This window comes from Ensifer sp. ZNC0028, assembly GCF_000799055.1.
Lineage (GTDB): Bacteria > Pseudomonadota > Alphaproteobacteria > Rhizobiales > Rhizobiaceae > Ensifer.
Genome location: NZ_JTLA01000063.1, coordinates 25,889 through 44,202, shown reverse-complemented (window position 1 = coordinate 44,202; position 18,314 = coordinate 25,889). Strand labels below are relative to the sequence as shown.

Annotated in this window: 15 protein-coding genes and 1 riboswitch; of the genes, 11 read left to right on the top strand and 4 right to left on the bottom strand. The window is 63.1% G+C overall.

From position 1 onward, the window contains the following. Window positions 1-40: 40 nt before the first annotated feature. On the bottom strand, window positions 41-1,039 hold the full coding sequence (locus L981_RS14870) for an ABC transporter substrate-binding protein (protein ID WP_043617415.1): 999 nt from the start codon (window positions 1,037-1,039) through the stop codon (window positions 41-43). Window positions 1,040-1,825: 786 nt separating this feature from the next. After that, window positions 1,826-1,969 (bottom strand): hypothetical protein, encoded by a 144-nt coding sequence (locus tag L981_RS34525; RefSeq protein ID WP_156134095.1) that lies wholly within the window; start codon window positions 1,967-1,969, stop codon window positions 1,826-1,828. A gap of 250 nt (window positions 1,970-2,219) precedes the next feature. On the opposite strand from L981_RS34525, the gene L981_RS14865 reads away from it, so the two are divergent. Beyond that, window positions 2,220-3,677, top strand: a complete 1,458-nt coding sequence (locus L981_RS14865; RefSeq protein WP_043617426.1) for a cobyric acid synthase — start codon at window positions 2,220-2,222, stop codon at window positions 3,675-3,677. 157 nt (window positions 3,678-3,834) lie between these two features. Beyond that, a complete protein-coding gene (locus L981_RS14860) occupies window positions 3,835-4,455 on the top strand; it encodes a trans-aconitate 2-methyltransferase (protein ID WP_043617412.1) in 621 nt (206 codons plus the stop codon). A gap of 25 nt (window positions 4,456-4,480) precedes the next feature. Here the strand turns inward: L981_RS14860 and L981_RS14855 are convergent, their stop codons facing one another. Then, window positions 4,481-4,996, bottom strand: a complete 516-nt coding sequence (locus L981_RS14855) for a CGNR zinc finger domain-containing protein (RefSeq protein ID WP_197067138.1) — start codon at window positions 4,994-4,996, stop codon at window positions 4,481-4,483. 116 nt (window positions 4,997-5,112) lie between these two features. On the opposite strand from L981_RS14855, the gene L981_RS14850 reads away from it, so the two are divergent. The 8 genes from L981_RS14850 to L981_RS14810 all read left to right on the top strand — a co-directional run bounded on the left by L981_RS14850 (window position 5,113) and on the right by L981_RS14810 (window position 17,041). Next, window positions 5,113-6,285: an MFS transporter gene (locus L981_RS14850; RefSeq protein ID WP_043617407.1), complete on the top strand. Its 1,173-nt coding sequence runs from the start codon at window positions 5,113-5,115 to the stop codon at window positions 6,283-6,285. A gap of 292 nt (window positions 6,286-6,577) precedes the next feature. Next, window positions 6,578-7,034: riboswitch (cobalamin riboswitch) on the top strand. A 134-nt stretch (window positions 7,035-7,168) separates the two neighbouring features. After that, window positions 7,169-7,693 (top strand): bifunctional adenosylcobinamide kinase/adenosylcobinamide-phosphate guanylyltransferase, encoded by a 525-nt coding sequence (gene cobU / locus L981_RS14840; RefSeq protein ID WP_043617400.1) that lies wholly within the window; start codon window positions 7,169-7,171, stop codon window positions 7,691-7,693. Window positions 7,694-7,696: 3 nt separating this feature from the next. Then, on the top strand, window positions 7,697-8,761 hold the full coding sequence (cobW, locus tag L981_RS14835) for a cobalamin biosynthesis protein CobW (protein WP_043617397.1): 1,065 nt from the start codon (window positions 7,697-7,699) through the stop codon (window positions 8,759-8,761). A 103-nt stretch (window positions 8,762-8,864) separates the two neighbouring features. Continuing rightward, complete coding sequence (gene cobN / locus L981_RS14830; protein WP_043617394.1) at window positions 8,865-12,650, top strand: cobaltochelatase subunit CobN; 3,786 nt, start codon at window positions 8,865-8,867, stop codon at window positions 12,648-12,650. Window positions 12,651-12,796: 146 nt separating this feature from the next. Continuing rightward, window positions 12,797-13,441 carry a cob(I)yrinic acid a,c-diamide adenosyltransferase gene (cobO, locus tag L981_RS14825; protein ID WP_043617391.1) on the top strand — a complete coding sequence of 215 codons (645 nt, stop codon included), beginning with the start codon at window positions 12,797-12,799 and terminating at the stop codon, window positions 13,439-13,441. Next, on the top strand, window positions 13,441-13,866 hold the full coding sequence (locus L981_RS14820; RefSeq protein ID WP_043617388.1) for an EamA family transporter: 426 nt from the start codon (window positions 13,441-13,443) through the stop codon (window positions 13,864-13,866). Before cobO ends, L981_RS14820 begins: the two co-directional genes overlap by 1 nt. A gap of 271 nt (window positions 13,867-14,137) precedes the next feature. Then, complete coding sequence (locus L981_RS14815; RefSeq protein WP_043617385.1) at window positions 14,138-15,403, top strand: hypothetical protein; 1,266 nt, start codon at window positions 14,138-14,140, stop codon at window positions 15,401-15,403. Window positions 15,404-15,565: 162 nt separating this feature from the next. Then, the gene (locus L981_RS14810; protein ID WP_043617382.1) at window positions 15,566-17,041 is read left to right on the top strand and encodes a hypothetical protein; all 1,476 of its coding nucleotides are present in this window, start codon (window positions 15,566-15,568) and stop codon (window positions 17,039-17,041) included. Between the two features lie 18 nt (window positions 17,042-17,059). Here L981_RS14810 and L981_RS14805 read toward each other — a convergent pair whose 3' ends face one another. Continuing rightward, window positions 17,060-17,653: an isoprenylcysteine carboxylmethyltransferase family protein gene (locus tag L981_RS14805; RefSeq protein WP_043617379.1), complete on the bottom strand. Its 594-nt coding sequence runs from the start codon at window positions 17,651-17,653 to the stop codon at window positions 17,060-17,062. Window positions 17,654-17,965: 312 nt separating this feature from the next. Here L981_RS14805 and L981_RS34520 point away from each other — a divergent pair, with 312 nt between their 5' ends. Then, window positions 17,966-18,298 (top strand): hypothetical protein, encoded by a 333-nt coding sequence (locus L981_RS34520; RefSeq protein WP_156134093.1) that lies wholly within the window; start codon window positions 17,966-17,968, stop codon window positions 18,296-18,298. The last annotated feature ends 16 nt before the right edge of the window (window positions 18,299-18,314 follow it).

Below are 18,314 nucleotides of genomic sequence, written 5' to 3'. Positions count from 1 at the left end.
CAGGCGGCCGATTCGACGGTCCGCCTGCCGTCACTTTCGATCAGAGCGCTGCCTTGACCTTTTCGGCCACTTCCGGGCTCACCCATTGGGTCCACATGTCAGGGAACTCTGCGAGGAAGTGCTTGGCGCCGTCCTCGTTGGTGCCCTGGTTCTGGTCCATCCAGGCGAGAACCTTGTTGACCGTGCCGTTGTCCCACTTGCGCGCCTTGACGTAATCCATGGCGACGCCGGCCTTTTCGGAGAAGGACTTGGTCACGACGGTGTAAACGTCGGAAACCGGGTAGGAATTGACCTTCGGGTTCGGGCAATCCGGCACGGCGGTGCAGGCGTCCCAATCGGCCTTGTCGTGATCGACGCCGAAGGAGAGGCGGGTCATTTCGTATTTGCCGAGGATGGCGGTCGGTGCCCAATAGTAGCCGAGCCAGCCGGTCTTCTTTTCGAACGCATTGGCGATCGAGCCGTCGAGACCGGCGGCCGAGCCGGTGTCAACCAGCAGGAAGCCGTCCTTCTCGGCGTTCAGCGCGCGATAGAGATTGGCGGTCGAGACCTGGCAGTTCCAGCCCGACGGGCAATTGTGAACGGCGGCCTTCGACGAGTCCTCGGGCGCGGGGAAGAGTTCCGGATGCTTCAGCGCGTCCTGCACCGTCTTGATATCCGGGTGTGCATCGGCGAGGAATTTGGGGATCCACCAGCCCTCGACGCCGCCTTCGCTGAGGATCTTGGCGGCTTCGATGAGGCGGCCTTCCTTGACCGCGGCGTCGAGCGGCGTGCGCACGGCGTTGACCCAGAGTTCGGGCGCCATGTCGGGCTGAGACTTCTCGTTCATCGAGGCAAAGGTCGGCATGGTATCGCCGGTGACCAGCGTCACCGTGCAGCCGTAGCCGTTTTCCAGGATGAACTTGTCCACCTGGGCGGCAACGCCGGCGGAAGCCCAGTTCATTTCGGCAATGCTGACTTCACCGCATTCCGCGGCCTGCGCGGAACCCGCCATGGCGTAAAGGCCAGCGGCGAGAATGGTGGAAGCGAGGAGTTTCTTCATGTTGCAAGACCTCCCAGTCTTATTTTGCAGCCAAGATCCAAACGGGAATCCACGGCGGACGCGACACATCCTCCGTCACCCGAAACAACGATGCAGCCGGGGGTTCGGCATCAATCAAGCCAAGGTTCACCCTTGCTGCGGACGGTGCGGGAGTTCGTTTTCAGCCCTGGCCGCGGAACCCTGTCGCCAGCCAATCTCCTCTTATACCGCAAGCCAAGCCTAAGGTTTCTCGCTGAGAAATCAACCTCTTCAATCGGTTGACCGGGAGGCGCCGGGTCTCGCGCGTTCTGTCTGCGACATCGTGGGAGCGCGCATTTTGTGCGTGAGGGACCCCGAATTTAAGCAATAGCGACAATTCTTGCCGCAAAAAATGGCGCTGGGCGCCACCGACCTCAAAACCCTGTCGAGATCCTGACGTTTCCTGTCGTGATTGCGTCATGCCAAATGGCGCGCATGTCGCGAAAAATTTACAAAAAAGTCCGGAATTCATCTTTGGTTAAATCCTCAATAACCATCCGGTAACGATGTCCAGCTAATTGTTCTTCTCGCGGCGGGGGACTGCCGCCGGTCCGGATCAGGTTTGTGCGTCCCGGACTTTGAGCGAACCTTCGGTGTGTTTTTCCGAAGTGACCAGGCGTATTTTGGCGGCCGCATCCCTCTTGGCGAGGTTGATGCGGCCTTCGCATTTCAGGGCCAATGCTAGGCATAAAAAAAACCGCCCCGGAGGGGCGGTGGAGGAGGCTCCGGGAGGAGAGCTCGAAGGGGCATTCGCCCCGATCGCTGGCCTTAGCCGACGTTCGACGTGCGGATGACGCCGAGCGGGCCGAGGGGCGCATCGACGACGAGGTTGCGCACGCGCGACTGGCTGGACGGAACCTTGGAGTTCCAGGCGATCTGAACGAAATTGGGCTTGCTGAAAATATACAGCATGGACGTGAACCTTGAGAGGCCGGAGGCCTATCCTCCGGGGCGTGTTGCTATGCCGTTGATATAGGTGTGCGCTGCAAAAAAATGAATGCCAAACTCGCCACGCCATGTCGCATTCTGGCTACCGGGCGCGACATTTTCGACAAGCCTTGCGAAAGCGCGAAACAATGCGTGAAAGGGCTTTGTCAATTGCGGCGAAATCGTGTCGAAACAGACCTTTGCCGCTCATCGTTTCAGTGTTACCGATGGCCGCATGACACGCAGGATCATGTTGCAGGGAACCGGCTCGGATGTCGGAAAATCGGTATTGGTGGCGGGGCTCTGCCGGCTTGCCGCCAACCACGGCCTGAAGGTCCGTCCGTTCAAGCCGCAGAACATGTCGAACAACGCCGCCGTTTCCGACGACGGCGGCGAGATCGGCCGGGCGCAATGGCTGCAGGCGCTGGCGGCACGCGTGCCTTCGTCCGTGCACATGAACCCGGTTCTGCTGAAGCCGCAGTCCGATGTCGGCAGCCAGATCGTCGTCCAGGGCAAGGTGGCCGGGCAGGCCAGGGGTCGGGAGTATCAGGCGCTGAAACCCAAGCTGCTCGGCGCCGTGATGGACAGTTTCGAACAAATAGCGGCCGGTGCCGATCTCGTGGTGGTCGAGGGCGCGGGCTCGCCGGCCGAAATCAACTTGCGTGCCGGCGACATCGCCAACATGGGCTTTGCCACACGGGCCGACGTGCCGGTCGTGCTGGTCGGCGACATCGACCGTGGCGGGGTGATCGCCTCGCTGGTCGGCACGCATGCGATCCTGTCTGAGGAAGACCGGCGCATGGTGACCGGCTATCTCATCAACAAGTTTCGCGGCGACGTGACGCTGTTCGACGACGGCATTGCCGCCGTCAACCGCTTCACCGGCTGGCCCTGCTTTGGCGTCGTGCCCTGGCTGAAGGCGGCGGCACGACTTCCGGCGGAAGATTCCGTCGTGCTGGAGAAGCTGACGCGCGGCGAGGGGCGGGCTCTCAAGGTTGCCGTCCCGGTGCTGTCGCGCATTGCCAACTTCGACGACCTCGATCCGCTCGCGGCCGAGCCGGAGGTCGACCTCGTCTTCGTGCGGCCGGGCAGTCCCATTCCCTCGGATGCCGGCCTCGTCGTCATTCCCGGGTCGAAGTCCACCATCGGCGATCTCATCGATTTCCGCGCTCAAGGGTGGGACCGCGACCTTCAACGCCACGTGCGGCGCGGCGGCCGGGTCATCGGCATCTGCGGCGGCTACCAGATGCTCGGTCGGTGCGTTACTGATCCGCTCGGCATCGAAGGTGGCGAGCGCGCGGTGGAGGGCCTCGGGCTGCTCGACGTCGAAACCGAGATGGCGCCGGAAAAGACCGTGCGCAACAGCCGCGCCTGGTCGCTGGAGCATGATGTGGCGCTTGAGGGCTACGAAATCCACCTCGGCCGGACGCAAGGGCCGGATTGCGATCGGCCGTCCGTGCGCATCGACAATCGGGCCGATGGCGCGCTTTCAGCCGATGGTCGGGTGATGGGCACCTACCTGCACGGGCTCTTCACCAGCGACGCCTATCGCGGCGCGCTGCTGAAAAGTTTCGGCATCGAGGGCGGCGCCAGCAACTACCGCCAGTCGGTAGATAGCGCACTCGACGATGTCGCGAGCGAACTGGAGGCGGTACTTGACCGGCGCTGGCTGGACGGGCTGCTCGGTCGTTAGCCGAGAGAACGGTATCGATTGCGATCGGCGGGGGCTTGCCGGTGTCAGCAAAGGCCTCGACGGAAACCGCCCAACGTTACCGGGCAATCCGCTGTAAAATGGATGGGGGAAGGTGGGAGCGCCCGTCACGATCGTGCGTTCGCAGGCAGGGAACACGATGCAGGACGAAACCAGACGAGCCCATTGGGACAAGGCCTATCAGTCGAAAGGCGAGGCGGGCGTCAGCTGGTTTGAGGATACGCCCGCCGTCTCCCTCGATCTCATCCGCCGGCATGCGCCGATGGCTTCGACATCGCTGATCGATATCGGCGCCGGCGCTTCGCGGCTGGTCGATGCGCTCATCGCTGCGGGCATGAGCGATATCGCTTTGCTCGATTTGTCGCCGGCCGCCCTGGATGTCGCCAGGGCAAGGCTCGGCACCCGCGCCGATGACGTGCACTGGATCGCGGCCGATGTCACCACGTGGAGGCCGGACCGCCGTTACGACCTCTGGCACGACCGCGCCGCCTTTCATTTTCTTACCGACGCCAGCGACCGGGCTGCCTATATCGAGCGGCTGACCGGTGCCGTCGTGCCCGGCGGACACGCCATCATCGCCACCTTCGCCCCCGATGGTCCCGAGCGTTGCAGCGGCCTGCCGGTCGTGCGCTACGACCCGGCAGCCCTTGCCGAGGTGGTCGGGCCGTCCTTCCGCCTGGTCGAGCATATCGAGCATCAGCACCGGACGCCGGGAAATACGATCCAGTCCTTCGAGTTCAGCGTATTTGAGCGGGTTTAGATCGCGTGGGTTGATCCCGCGCCGTTCAGCCTTTGCGCAAGCGCGCGCGATACTCGACCATCTTCATACGTGCCGCGCACGCGTCGGAGCAGTACAGCTTCGACCCATTTCGCGTCACGTCGATGTAGGCGCGGTCACATCCGTTCGCATTGCACCGTCCGAAGCGCCGGCTGCCGAACCTGTCCATGAGCAGCGCCAGGGAAACCACGAACTCGGCTGCCAGCGCCTCGATGATCGTTTCGCCATCTCCATGGAAATGCAGGTGATGAGGTTGGTCGACGTCGGCCACGAGATAGGGACGAGGGGCGTAGCGCTTCATCAGGTGGTTCAGCGTCGCCGCAGCGGTTTCGTCCGTGGCGGCCTCAAACACCGGGCCGAGGTCGGTTGCGACCGATCGCAATCGCGCGCCGCCATCGATGACGGGCAGAACGCGCTTGCTCATCGATGGGTTGAGCTGTTCGGCAAACGCTTGCTTCAGCGCATCGGCTGTCAAGCCAGCATAGGCGCGGCCGCCCGATTGACCGTCCAGTGCGAGGTTCACCAAAGTCGCGGCCAAGGCGGCCTGGCGTTGTGAGTTACTTGTAAGCTGCATTTGACAGGTAACGATCCGATTGTGTACTCGTTACTAACTATTCGGATTACGAAGGTAACGCAACAATGGTCGGTGAGAGCTATGCTGCGGTGCTGCGCGGGGATGGTGTCGTCCGTCTCGTGATCGCGACATCGATAAGTCGAATGACCACGTCGATGCTGAGCCTATCCCTTCTGATCGCGGTGTCGAAAAGCACGGGCTCAGTCGTGGATGCGGGCGCGGTCCTGTTCGCGCACGCCGTTGCCTTGGCTTTGGTCGCCCCCGCTGCCGGCCGCCTCGTCGATCGTTTCGGGTCGCGGCGAACTCTTTGTGTGTTCGTCGGGTTTCACACCCTGTCCTATGTGGCGGTGGTCTTCGCGCTCGTTCATCAGTTGCCGGCCGCCTATCTTCTCTTGGCTGCCGCGGCCCTGGGTGCGACGACGCCGCCATCGGGGTCCGTCGTCCGGGCCAGCTGGCCGCATCTCGTGCCCGAGAGCAATCTATCAAGTGCCTACGCGCTCGATACAGTCATCAACTCGAGCACCTTCATACTCGGGCCCATCCTGGTCGGTGCCTTGCTCTATGTGATGCCGCCAAACATGATCGTGGGGTCGTGCGCTGTCGCAAAGGTCATTGGCGACATGCTGATCGCCAACAGTCCCGTGGCAAGGAAGGCCACCGAGCGTCGTCCGCGAAGGCTGTTTTCCGTCCTCGCCAACGCTCCGCTGGCGCTGCTTCTGGCGATCGTCGCCCTCGACACCTTTACGATTGGTGCCATGCAGATTGGCGCGGTGGCGAGCGTCACGGCCACCCTGGCAGGTGTTCTTCTCGGTGGATTTGCTGCCGGCGAGGTTTTCGGCGGCATTTTCTATGGCGCGCTGCGCGCGCAACCTTCGGTGAAGCGCGGCATGATTGCCTTTCACCTGGTGACGGCCTGCTTTTTCATCTTGATGAGCATGACCTCAAACCATTGGCTTCTGTTGCTGCTCTATCTCGGTGCCGGGGTTTTCAGCGGAGCCCGGGATGCGCTCGGCCAGCTCGCTGTCGGGCTGAGTGCCCGACCGGAGGATCGAACCGAGGCGTTTGGCTGGCTTACCAGCTTTATGTGGGCCGGCTACGGGCTCGGCACGCTTCTGTCCGGGAGCCTCGGTGAAGGCTGGGGGGCGAGCGCCATTTATCTGGCCGCAGCCGCAGTCTCGACCACGGCGGTGATCGCGACGTGCCGGCTGAAAATCGTCAATCCTCAACCGAAAGAGTAGCGCTCCTGTGGGGTCGATTACCGCACGGTCCACAGAACCATGCGGTGAATTGATCATCATCCCGGCGAATTTGCCTCGGAACAGAGGTGCGCCAGAGCTTGAGGGCGCATTGGCGCATTCTGATAGCGATTTGGCACAAAATGAGAGTGAGCCACGGGTGGAAGGCAGGCGGATGCATTGCCGTTCTTGGCGGGCCGCGGCCGTCCGTTCACGGCTCGACAAATCGTCGCGTGGCGCAACTCGGCCGGGGAGGCGTCGCATGCGTCGATTGACTTTGCGCGGTCCGGTTCCTAATCATCGGCTGTTGGATGGTTCCTCCTTGTCGTGGCGACACGGGGGAATAATTGGGAATGTGACGGATGGACCCAAATCGGGCATCCTTATCGCAGCCGACCCCGCGACTGTAGAACGGTCAGGGTTCGCCATCGGGTTTGGTGCCGGGCTGTCGGCCGGTTGCATGGGCAGCCGGGGCAGGTCGGGGATCAAGCCGGAAAAGCCACTGGCGTGGCATCGTGATCAGCCGGGTTGGACGCCTCTTCTTCTACGAATCGTCCGCCTTTCACGAAGCCGCCCGCAGCGCCTGCGCGTCGGAGATGACGTGCAAAAGGTTCGCTGTCGGAAAAAAACGCCGGGAAGGTGAGGCGGGCCGCTCGGGTCCTGACATCGGAACCTTGCCCGTTAAGGGCGAGGCGATGTTTGGCCCCGTGACGCCGTGAGCCAGGAGACCTGCCATCCGACATGGGCATTCCGCCCGAGGGGACGTTTGTCTCCAACGCCATCACGGAGGTTGTTTTGGCTCGCAGATGTTTTCAAGAACGCGCCCGCGGCGCGCCCGACGGCCGTTGCCGCCTTCCGCTGATCTCGGCGTGTTGAGGCGGCGACGATGAGCAGTCTCAGCGCCGGACCCGTGCTGGTCCTCGGCGGCGCCCGTTCCGGCAAATCGAGCTTCTCCGAGAGGCTCGCCGAAGCGTCCGGCCTCACCAGACATTATGTCGCCACGGGACGCGCCTGGGACGACGAAATGCGCGCGCGCATCGACCACCACCGGATAAGCCGCGGCGAAGGCTGGACGACGCATGAGGAGCCGGTCGATCTCGTCGGCGTGCTCAGCCGCGTCGACAATCCTGCCAACGTGGTCCTGATCGACTGCCTGACGCTGTGGCTCACCAATCTCATGCTCGAAGAGCGCGACATCGCGACGGAGTTCGCCGCCCTTGCCGCGTATCTGCCCGAGGCGCAGGCGCGTCTCGTATTCGTTTCCAACGAGGTCGGCCTCGGCATCGTGCCCGAGAACCGCATGGCCCGCGAGTTTCGCGACCATGCCGGCCGGCTTCACCAGATCGTTGCGGAGAAATCCGCTGAAGTTTACTTTGTCGCGGCCGGTTTGCCGCTGAAAATGAAGGGTTGAAAAATGACCACTGCGAGAGCCAACCAGGGCAAGATCCCGGCGACCGTCATCACCGGCTTCCTTGGCGCCGGCAAGACCACGATGATCCGCAACCTTTTGCAGAACGCCGACGGCAAGCGCATCGCGCTGATCATCAACGAGTTCGGCGATCTCGGCGTCGATGGCGACGTGCTCAAGGGCTGCGGTGCGGAGGCCTGCACCGAGGACGACATCATCGAGCTCACCAATGGCTGCATCTGCTGCACGGTTGCCGATGATTTTATCCCGACCATGACCAAGCTGCTCGAGCGCGAGAACCGTCCCGATCACATCATCATCGAAACCTCGGGTCTCGCTTTGCCGCAGCCGCTGATCGCCGCCTTCAACTGGCCGGATATCCGCAGCGAAGTGACCGTCGATGGCGTCGTCACCGTGGTCGACAGTGCGGCCGTTGCCGCCGGCCGCTTTGCCGACGACCACGACAAGGTCGATGCGCTGCGCGTCGAGGACGACAATCTCGATCACGAAAGCCCGATCGAGGAACTGTTCGAGGACCAGCTGACCGCTGCCGATCTCATCGTGCTGAACAAGACCGACCTTATCGACGCTTCCGGCCTCAAGGCCGTGCGCGACGAGGTGTCTTCGCGCACCAGCCGCAAGCCTGCGATGATCGAGGCGAAGAACGGCGAAGTTGCCGCCGCCATCCTGCTCGGCCTCGGCGTCGGCACGGAAAGCGATATCGCCAACCGCAAGTCGCACCACGAGATGGAGCACGAAGCAGGCGAAGAGCACGACCACGACGAGTTCGACAGCTTTGTCGTCGAGCTCGGTTCGATCGCCGATCCCTCGGCCTTCATCGACCGGCTGAAGGGCGTGATTGCCGAGCATGACGTGCTGCGCCTCAAGGGCTTTGCCGACGTCCCCGGCAAGCCGATGCGCCTCCTGATCCAGGCGGTCGGCGCCCGCGTCGACCAGTATTATGATCGTGCCTGGGCTGCTGGCGAAAAGCGCGGCACGCGCCTCGTCGTCATCGGCCTGCACGACATGGACGAGGCAGCGGTGCGCGCTGCGATCACCGCGCTGGTCTAGATCGTTCCTTGAATGAAATGATCTAACGCATTGAAATGATGCAGTTCCGGATGGAAAACGCTCTTAGCGTTTTCGTTCGGAATTGCCCGAACGGACAAGACGAATGCATCTGCTTCTCGCCCAGAAAGGAACGATCGCCGACGGTAACGAAGCGATCGACCTTGGGCAAACGCCGGCCGATATCCTTTTCCTCTCGGCCGCCGACACCGAGCTCTCCTCGATCGCCGCAGCCCACGGCCGCCGCGACGGGGGCCTGAGCCTGCGCATCGCCAGCCTCATGAGCCTGATGCACCCGATGTCGGTCGATACCTATGTCGAGCGCACGGCGCGCCATGCGAAGCTGATCGTCGTCCGTCCGCTCGGTGGCGCCAGCTATTTCCGCTATCTGCTGGAAGCTCTGCATGCGGCTGCCGTCACTCACCGTTTCCAGATCGCGGTGCTGCCGGGCGACGACAAGCCGGATCCGGGGCTTGAGCCTTTCTCCACCGTCGCAGCCGACGACCGCCAGCGCCTCTGGGCCTATTTTACCGAAGGCGGCGCCGACAATGCCGGCCTCTTCCTCGACTATGCCGCGGCGCTGGTCACCGGTGCCGAGAAGCCGCAGCCAGCCAAGCCGCTGCTGAAGGCCGGAATCTGGTGGCCGGGTAAGGGCGTGATCGGGGTTTCGGAGTGGTTGGCGTATATTCAGCAAGGTTGCGGGCAAATGGTAGCGGGGGAGGGATTCGAACCCCCGACAGTCGCAATTTGCTTTTACCGCGCCCTCGTCCAGAGCGGCGAGACACGGCCGGTCGAGGCGCTGATCGACGCGTTAGCGAAACAAGGTGTCCGCGCGCTGCCGGTCTTCGTCTCCAGCCTCAAGGATGCGGTTTCCGTCGGCACGCTGCAAGCGATCTTTGCTGAAGCTGCACCCGACGTGGTGATGAACGCCACCGGTTTTGCCGTCTCGTCGCCAGGGGCCGATCGCCAGCCGACCGTGCTGGAATCGACCGGTGCGCCTGTCCTGCAGGTGATCTTCTCCGGCTCGTCGCGGGCGCAATGGGAGACGTCGCCGCAGGGGTTGATGGCGCGCGATCTCGCCATGAACGTCGCGCTGCCGGAAGTCGACGGCCGTATTCTTGCCCGCGCGGTTTCGTTCAAGGCGGCGTCGATCTACGACGCCAAGGTCGAGGCCAATATCGTCGGGCACGAGCCGCTCGAAGACCGGGTGCGCTTTGCCGCTGACCTTGCGGTCAACTGGGCGAAGCTGCGTCGGGCAGAGCCGCCTGAGCGCCGCATCGCAATCGTCATGGCCAACTATCCGAACCGCGACGGTCGCCTCGGCAACGGCGTCGGGCTCGACACGCCGGCCGGTACCGTCGAGGTGCTTGGCGCCATGGCGCGGGAAGGCTATGCGGTCGCCGAGGTTCCCGCCGACGGCGACGCGCTGATGCGTTACCTGATGGCCGGCCCGACCAATTCGGCAAGCCATGATCGCGAAATCCGCGAGCGTATTTCGTTGAACGATTACAAATCGTTCTTCGATTCGCTTCCGAAACAGATTCAGGATCAAGTCGCGGGGCGCTGGGGTGCGCCGGAGGCCGATCCCTTTTTCCTCGACGGTGCCTTCGCGCTGCCGCTCGCCCGCTTCGGCGAGGTGATCGTCGGCATCCAGCCGGCGCGCGGCTACAACATCGATCCGAAGGAAAGCTACCATTCGCCGGACCTCGTGCCGCCGCATGGCTATCTCGCCTTCTACGCCTTCCTCCGCCAACAGTTCGGCGCGCAGGCGATCGTCCACATGGGCAAACACGGCAATCTTGAATGGCTGCCGGGCAAGGCCCTGGCGCTGTCGGAGACCTGTTATCCCGAAGCGATTTTCGGGCCGCTGCCGCACATCTATCCCTTCATCGTCAACGATCCGGGCGAAGGCACGCAGGCCAAGCGCCGCACCAGCGCCGTCATCATCGATCACCTGACGCCGCCCTTGACGCGCGCCGAGTCCTACGGGCCGCTCAAGGATCTCGAAGCGCTTGTCGACGAATACTATGACGCCGCCGGCGGCGACCCGCGACGCCTCAGGCTCCTGAGCCGCCAGATCCTCGACCTCGTGCGCGACATCGGCCTCGACAGTGATGCCGGCATCGACAAGGGCGACAGCGACGACAAGGCGCTGGAAAAGCTCGACGCCTATCTCTGCGACCTCAAGGAAATGCAGATCCGCGACGGACTGCACATCTTCGGCGTCGCACCGGAGGGGCGTTTGCTGACGGATCTGACCGTGGCGCTCGCACGTGTGCCGCGCGGCCTCGGCGAGGGCGGCGACCAGAGCCTGCAGCGGGCGATCGCAGCGGATGCGGGGCTCGCCTTCGACCCGCTCGATTGCGTCATGTCCGACAGTTGGGCAGCCCCGAAGCCACCAATCCTCGGCGACGTCTCCGACGCCCCCTGGCGCACCGCCGGCGATACGGTGGAGCGCATCGAGTTGCTGGCCGCACATCTCGTTGCCGGCGAAGAGGTCTGCCCGGAAAGCTGGTCGAACACCCGTGCCGTGCTCGACGAAATCGAGACCCGCCTCAAGCCCTCGATTTCGGGCTCGGGCGCTGCGGAAATGGCGGGCTTCCTCACCGGCCTCAGCGGCCGCTTCGTCGCCCCCGGTCCCTCCGGCGCGCCGACGCGCGGGCGGCCGGATGTGCTGCCGACGGGCCGCAACTTCTACTCCGTCGACAGCCGTGCGGTGCCGACGCCGGCGGCCTACGAGCTTGGCAAGAAATCGGCCGAACTCTTGATCCGCCGCTATCTGCAGGATCACGGCGAGTGGCCGTCCTCCTTCGGGCTGACGGCCTGGGGCACGGCGAACATGCGCACCGGCGGCGACGACATCGCCCAGGCGCTCGCGCTGATCGGCACTAAACCCACCTGGGACATGGTCTCGCGCCGGGTGATGGGCTACGAGATCGTGCCGCTTGCCGTACTCGGCCGCCCGCGCGTCGACGTGACCTTGCGCATTTCCGGATTCTTCCGCGATGCCTTTCCGGATCAGATCGCGCTTTTCGACAAGGCGATCCGCGCCGTCGGCGCGCTGGATGAGGACGATGCCGACAACATGATCGCGGCGCGCATGCGGGCGGAAAGCCGGCGGCTGGAGGCCGAAGGCGTCGAGGCGGCCGAGGCAGCACGTCGCGCCTCCTACCGCGTCTTCGGCGCCAAGCCCGGGGCCTATGGCGCCGGCCTGCAGGCGCTGATCGACGAGAAGGGCTGGGAAACCAAAGCCGATCTCGCCGAGGCCTATCTGACCTGGGGCGCCTATGCCTATGGCGCCGGCGAAGAAGGCAAGGCCGAGCGCGACCTCTTCGAAGAACGCCTGCGCACGATCGAGGCGGTGGTGCAGAACCAGGACAACCGCGAGCACGACCTGCTCGATAGCGACGACTACTACCAGTTCGAAGGCGGCATGAGTGCTGCTGCCGAACAGCTCGGCGGACACCGCCCGGCGATCTACCACAACGACCATTCCCGGCTGGAAAAGCCGGTGATCCGCTCGCTCGAAGAAGAGATCGGCCGCGTCGTCAGGGCGCGTGTCGTCAATCCGAAATGGATCGATGGCGTCATGCGCCACGGCTACAAGGGCGCCTTCGAGATCGCCGCCACGGTCGATTACATGTTCGCGTTTGCGGCGACCACGGGGGCCGTGCGCGACCATCATTTCGAGGCGGCCTATCAGGCATTCGTCGTCGACGAGCGGGTGGCGGATTTCCTGCGCGAGAAGAACCCGGCGGCCTTTGCCGAACTGGCCGAACGTTTCCTTGAGGCGATCGACCGCAATCTCTGGACCCCGCGCTCGAACTCGGCGCGGTTTGAACTCGCCGGCATCGGCACGGCAGCAACCCGGCGTCGCGACGGCAACGAATAGAGCGGTTCCGGGCTGGCGGTTTTCCGTCCGGAATTGCTTGGAAACAAAGACCTGGTTCCGTTTCGCTGTTCAGTGAAGCGCTAGAAGGAACCGAAGCGGGACGAGGGCGGCTGCCCATCCCGAACTTGAGAACCGAGGGAGTGAACATGAGCGACGAGACGACAGTAGGCGGCGAAGCCCCGGCCGAGAAGGACGATGCACGCCACGCCATGAAGATGGCGAAGAAGAAGGCGGCACGCGAAAAGATCATGGCGACGAAGACCGACGAGAAGGGGCTAATCATCGTCAACACCGGCAAGGGCAAGGGCAAGTCGACCGCCGGCTTCGGCATGATCTTCCGCCATATCGCCCATGGCATGCCCTGCGCCGTCGTGCAGTTCATCAAGGGCGCGATGGCGACCGGCGAGCGCGAGCTGATCGAGAAACACTTTGGCGATGTCTGCCAGTTCTACACGCTCGGCGAGGGCTTTACCTGGGAAACGCAGGATCGCGCCCGCGACGTGGCGATGGCGGAAAAGGCCTGGGAGAAGGCGAAGGAACTGATCCGCGACGAGCGCAACTCGATGGTGCTGCTCGACGAGATCAACATCGCGCTGCGCTACGACTATATCGACGTCGCCGAGGTCGTGCGTTTCCTGAAAGAGGAAAAGCCGCATATGACCCACGTGGTGCTCACCGGCCGCAACGCCAAGGAAGACCTGATCGAGATCGCCGACCTCGTCACCGAGATGGAGCTGATCAAGCATCCGTTCCGCTCCGGCATCAAGGCGCAGCAGGGCGTGGAATTCTGATGAGCCAGAGCTGGCAGTTCTGGGCACTGCTTTCGGCGGCCTTTGCTGCGCTCACGGCCGTGTTTGCCAAGGTCGGGGTTGCGCAGATCAACTCCGACTTCGCAACGCTGATCCGCACCGTCGTCATCCTCGGCGTGATAGCCGCCATCGTTGCGGCGACCGGGCAATGGCAGAAGCCGTCGGAAATCCCCGGCCGCACCTGGCTGTTCCTGGCGCTGTCGGGCCTTGCGACCGGCGCCTCCTGGCTTGCCTATTTCCGCGCGCTGAAGCTCGGCGACGCCGCCCGTGTCGCCCCGATCGACAAGCTGTCGATCGTCATGGTCGCGATCTTCGGCGTGCTGTTCCTCGGCGAAAAGCTCAACCTGATGAACTGGCTTGGCGTTGCCTTCATTGCGACAGGGGCATTGTTGATCGCAGTTTTCTGAATTTCTACGCGCCTGCCTCGCGCGAATTTGTTCCCTTAATGTTCGCCTCAATCAAGCCGCAATTCTGATACACGAAATGGTTGTGGATGGTGGGAGAGCTGCAGGTGGGATGGTGAGGATAGGCGCAAGCGCCTTGAAAGGGACTATCTTTCCTTTGCCGTGTCAGCGACGGCAGCGCTGGCGGTCATCTGGGCTGCCGTCCACCTCGTCACATCGGCTTCGCTCTGCCCCCTTTAAGCTTATTGTTCCCCTCCTCAGTATCTTTCCGGCAATGGTCGCGGCGCGGTTGACGGTCGCGTTCAGCCGACCGGTTCGCAATAGCTGGCAGTTGCTGGCGCTTTCCTGCATCTGTGGTTTCGGCACGGTTGCCGGGTTTGTCGGCGTCTACACTTTGACCACGTATTTTGCGAGTTGGGACCCCGGTGGATATGCGGTGCCTTATGCGGTGCTGGCGCGTTACGGACCGGCGTCCGATCTGCTGATGTTCTCGGTCGGCGGTGCGCTCATGGCCGGGGCGACCTTGGGGCTGTGGCTGCTGCGAGACAGGCGGGTGCAACGCATTCGCGCTGATGGCGAACCGGGCGGCACGGCCGCTTCGATGCTTTCGGTGGTTGTCGCGCACGAGCCGTACATTCGCAGCCGCCAATCGCGGGCAGACGAACGCTACTTCTGGCTATCGATTCTCATCGGCCCCTTGGTCGTTATCTTGCCGCTGATAATTCTGGAGATGATTTTCTGGCCGCAAAACGCGATCAGCGCAGACAAATTGCCGTGGGCGGCGCTGAGATACTATTTCGGTAGTACTTACGCCGCCGCAATCAGCGCGGTGCTGGTTCTTGCGTTCGTATCCAATCGCTCACGCCGCTCGGCCTGGCTTGCGGCCCTGTTTATCGGCTTGCACGGCGGAGCGGTCTTCACGCTTCTGTTTGATTATGCAGACAATACCGCCAGCAATCAGGCGTTTCTGTTGCTTTTCGGCGGCCTTCTCGGTGCTCTTGCGGCTGCCATCTGCGCCGCGATGTGGTTTCCCGATCGGCGTGGCCTTGGTGCGCAGACTGCGAAACAGACAGCCTCAGCGCTGGGTTTGATGCGCGCGCTGGTGATCGCCGGCTTTGCGGCACCCACTGTGGCTGCGCTTGTTTGCTGCCTTTTGGCCGTCGCCGCGCAAATGTTTGGCATCGCGCCGCAGGACCTGTTCAACGGTGGCAGGCAGGTTGGCGCGGCGGAGACGTGGGTCTTGAACTATCGGGTCTGGGCGGTTGTGGCCTTGATGACGATGATGCTCGACCAGTTTCTCAAAGACAGGGCCGCCCGGCCGGGCGTCGCCATCGTCATCCTCTCGCTTGCAGCCTTTCTCGTCGGCGGCGCAATGGCACATAGCCTGAGCGAGGACATCCTTCGGAAGATCGTGCCGATATCGGCGGCCACCTTCCTCGGGCTTGGTCTTACCAGCGTCGTTGCCGGCCTTTCGGCCGTCGTTCTGATCCGCCGCGGCCCTTTGCGCCGTTCGCTCCAAGTTGAGAATGCCGTCGCCTGAGGGTGGAACAGTGGCCGCCGGAAGGGCTACAACTGTTAACTAGCGGGGAGAGTAGAGCGGACAGATATGGCGTGTATACAGGCGCAATGTTCTTGAAATGTTCGTCTCAGTCAAATAGCAATCGTGCTGCACGAAAAAGTTGTGTCTGGTGGGGGTAACAGCATGCAGATAACGGATGATTGGCGCGAACGTCTGGCACGGTCGTACCTTCCTTTCGCGACATGGATTACCGTGGCATTGGTGGCGATTGTTACTGGCGCCCTCTTCCCCCTGACCGGGCAGACTGGCGCATATATGGTCTTGATCGCGTTTCTGTGCGCCTCGCCAGCGATGATCAGCGCGCGGTTGACAATCGCGCTCAGTCGCTTTGTTCGCACGAGCTGGCAGCTTCTTGTCCTGTCGGCGGGGTGTGGTTTCGTAACCGTGATCGGTTTCGCAGCCGCCTATCTCCTGTGTATCGTTGTCGGGAGCTGGAACCCCGCCGAAACGGCTCCCACCGATGTTGCGCAGTCAGCCAAGGCGGGCATTGTTTCCAGAGTCTTCCAGGGATCTCTTTTCTTTCTTATCTCGGCTGCCGCCGGTGGACTGGCGTCCAGCACCAGTGCAGGCCTGTGGTTGTATCGGGAATGGCGCCTGCGCCAGGGCCGTGGCGCGGCCAAAGTGGCGACGGGCAACGCGTTGCCAGCCACCGACGCTGGAATTGGCGACGGCCGTATGCACCGTGGCAGGCGGGCCGCTTCAGACATGCGCTTCTTCTGGTGTACGACCGCCTGTGGCCCCATGATCGTTGCGCTGATGTTGGGGTTATTCCTCAACTCCCTTTCTGGTCCGTCGATGCCTGTCGCGCCTGAGCAAGTGCTGTGGCTCGCGCTTAACGTCTATTACGGCGGTTCGTTTGCGGCGGCCGTGGCTGCGGCCTTGATGCTTACGCTCGTCTATGATCGCGGGCGCCGCTCGGCCTGGCTCGCAGCACTTTGTGTCGGCTTGCACGCCGGCGCCATGCTTCTGGTTCTGTTTGTTCCGGCGAGTACCGATGGCGAAGCCGGCGCCATTGTTTTTCCGATGCTTTTGGGTGGCCTCGTCGGCGCCTTGTCCGCTGCGATATGTACGGCATTCTGGTTTCCCGATCGCCGCGGGCTGGTGCCTTCGGATGTCACAGCCGAGGCGGGAATGAACGGATGGGCGTTGGTGCGGCCATTGATCGTCGCCGGTTTCATTGCCCCGCTTGCCGCCGCGCTTGCCTATGGTCTCTTCGTCGGCCTCGTTCCGTCAGCGGGCACGTCGCCGGACAGCACGTTCATCGGTCGGTTGCGCAGCTTCGATCCGTGGACTTGGGCCATTGCCTACAGGGTCTGGGCCGTCGTGGCGCTGCAAGCGCTGGTGCTGCGCCATTTGTTGCCGATGGCGCATGTCCCAACGTCGCTCGCCATGGGGATCACGGTCGTCCTTGCTTTCCTGTTTTCCGGTGGCGTGGGCCACAGCCTCGACGACTACGTCATGTCGGGGTCTACAGTGGTCTCGTTCTCTTCCTTCCTGGAATTTGCGTTGCCCGGTCTCGTGGCTGCGCTTGCGGCCCTCTATTTTATCGACCTTGAGCGACCACGCCGCGCAGTCGAGGCGGGCAATGCTGCCGCCTGAGGCGGCGGCATTCCGAGGTCACACCCACCGGCGGACACGCCTGCAATAGGCATCGTAGGCGTCGCCGAAGGCGCGGGCGAGGTGGGTTTCCTCCATGCGGATCTGGTAGGAGATCGAGATCCAGGCCGAGAGCGCCAGCGCCACCGAGACGACGTTAGGCACCGCCAGCACCGTGCCGATGAGCGCGGTCACCATCCCGACATAGATCGGGTTGCGCGAGAAGGCATAGAGGCCGGAGGTCACAAGCGGCGTATCCTGCTTTTCAGGGATGCCGATCTTCCAGGAGTGGCGCATCGCCCATTGCGACAGCATCGTCAGCCCGCCGCCAAGCACCATCAGCGCCAGCCCGGCGGCGTGAAGGAGGGGCGTGTTGAGCGCCGGAATCCGTCCGAGGGCGGCATCGACGGATGCCGGGAGCATGGCGACCGCCAAAAGGTGGATCACCAGCGCCGCGACGATCAGGCGGAAAAGCTTGCCCGCAAACCCCTCGGCATCGTCGCCATAGGTCAGCACGACCGGCGACCGGCCGGATTGTACGCGGCGGAGGATCGCCAGCGCCAGAGTGGACAGTCCGACGACGAGCATCAGCATGGCGGGAAGGGTGGTGGACATGAAACCTCTGGAGCGAGCGGAGTGACAAGACAGGCGCGTTCGCCGGGTAGGCTCTCCCTGTGAGCGTCTGCCTGGCGAAGCATTCTGGATCATCTTGAAATCTCTAGTGACTAGAGGTGCAAGTGCCGGGCTTGTCCGACTTTCGTCATGGTTACCGGATCTTTTGCGGAGTCTGGAGGCTGTCCTCGTCGTCCGCCGTGTCGGAAGGGTGGCAAAATTCGAGCCTTGACGGCTGCTCCTTCCGCCGGGCGATTGTATAGGCAGGAGGCCGCACCCATGTTAGAGCGTCGACAGGCTAAATACGGGTGAACCTTGAAGAATACTCTCAAAGCTGCACTTGGTGTCGCATCGATCTTGCTGTTCTTGTCATCAGGCGTGGCGGGGCAGGCGCAAACCGTGAAGAGCGGTGCGTCACGGGCCCAGGAAACGTCGGCCAGCCAGAAGGCGAAACCGAAAACCAAAACGACGCGCAAGCAAAGGGCCGCGGATGAAGCCAAGGCCAAGGCGCTCGCCGAAGCGCGCCGCCCACGGCTCTGCAAAACCCGGGACAACGAATGCGGCTATGGCGCAGGTCCGGTCGGAGAACAGTGCTCGTGCTGGTCGAAATCCGGTGCGCCGGATCTTGGCATAACTGTCAGACGTTGATCGCCCGCGACATTCG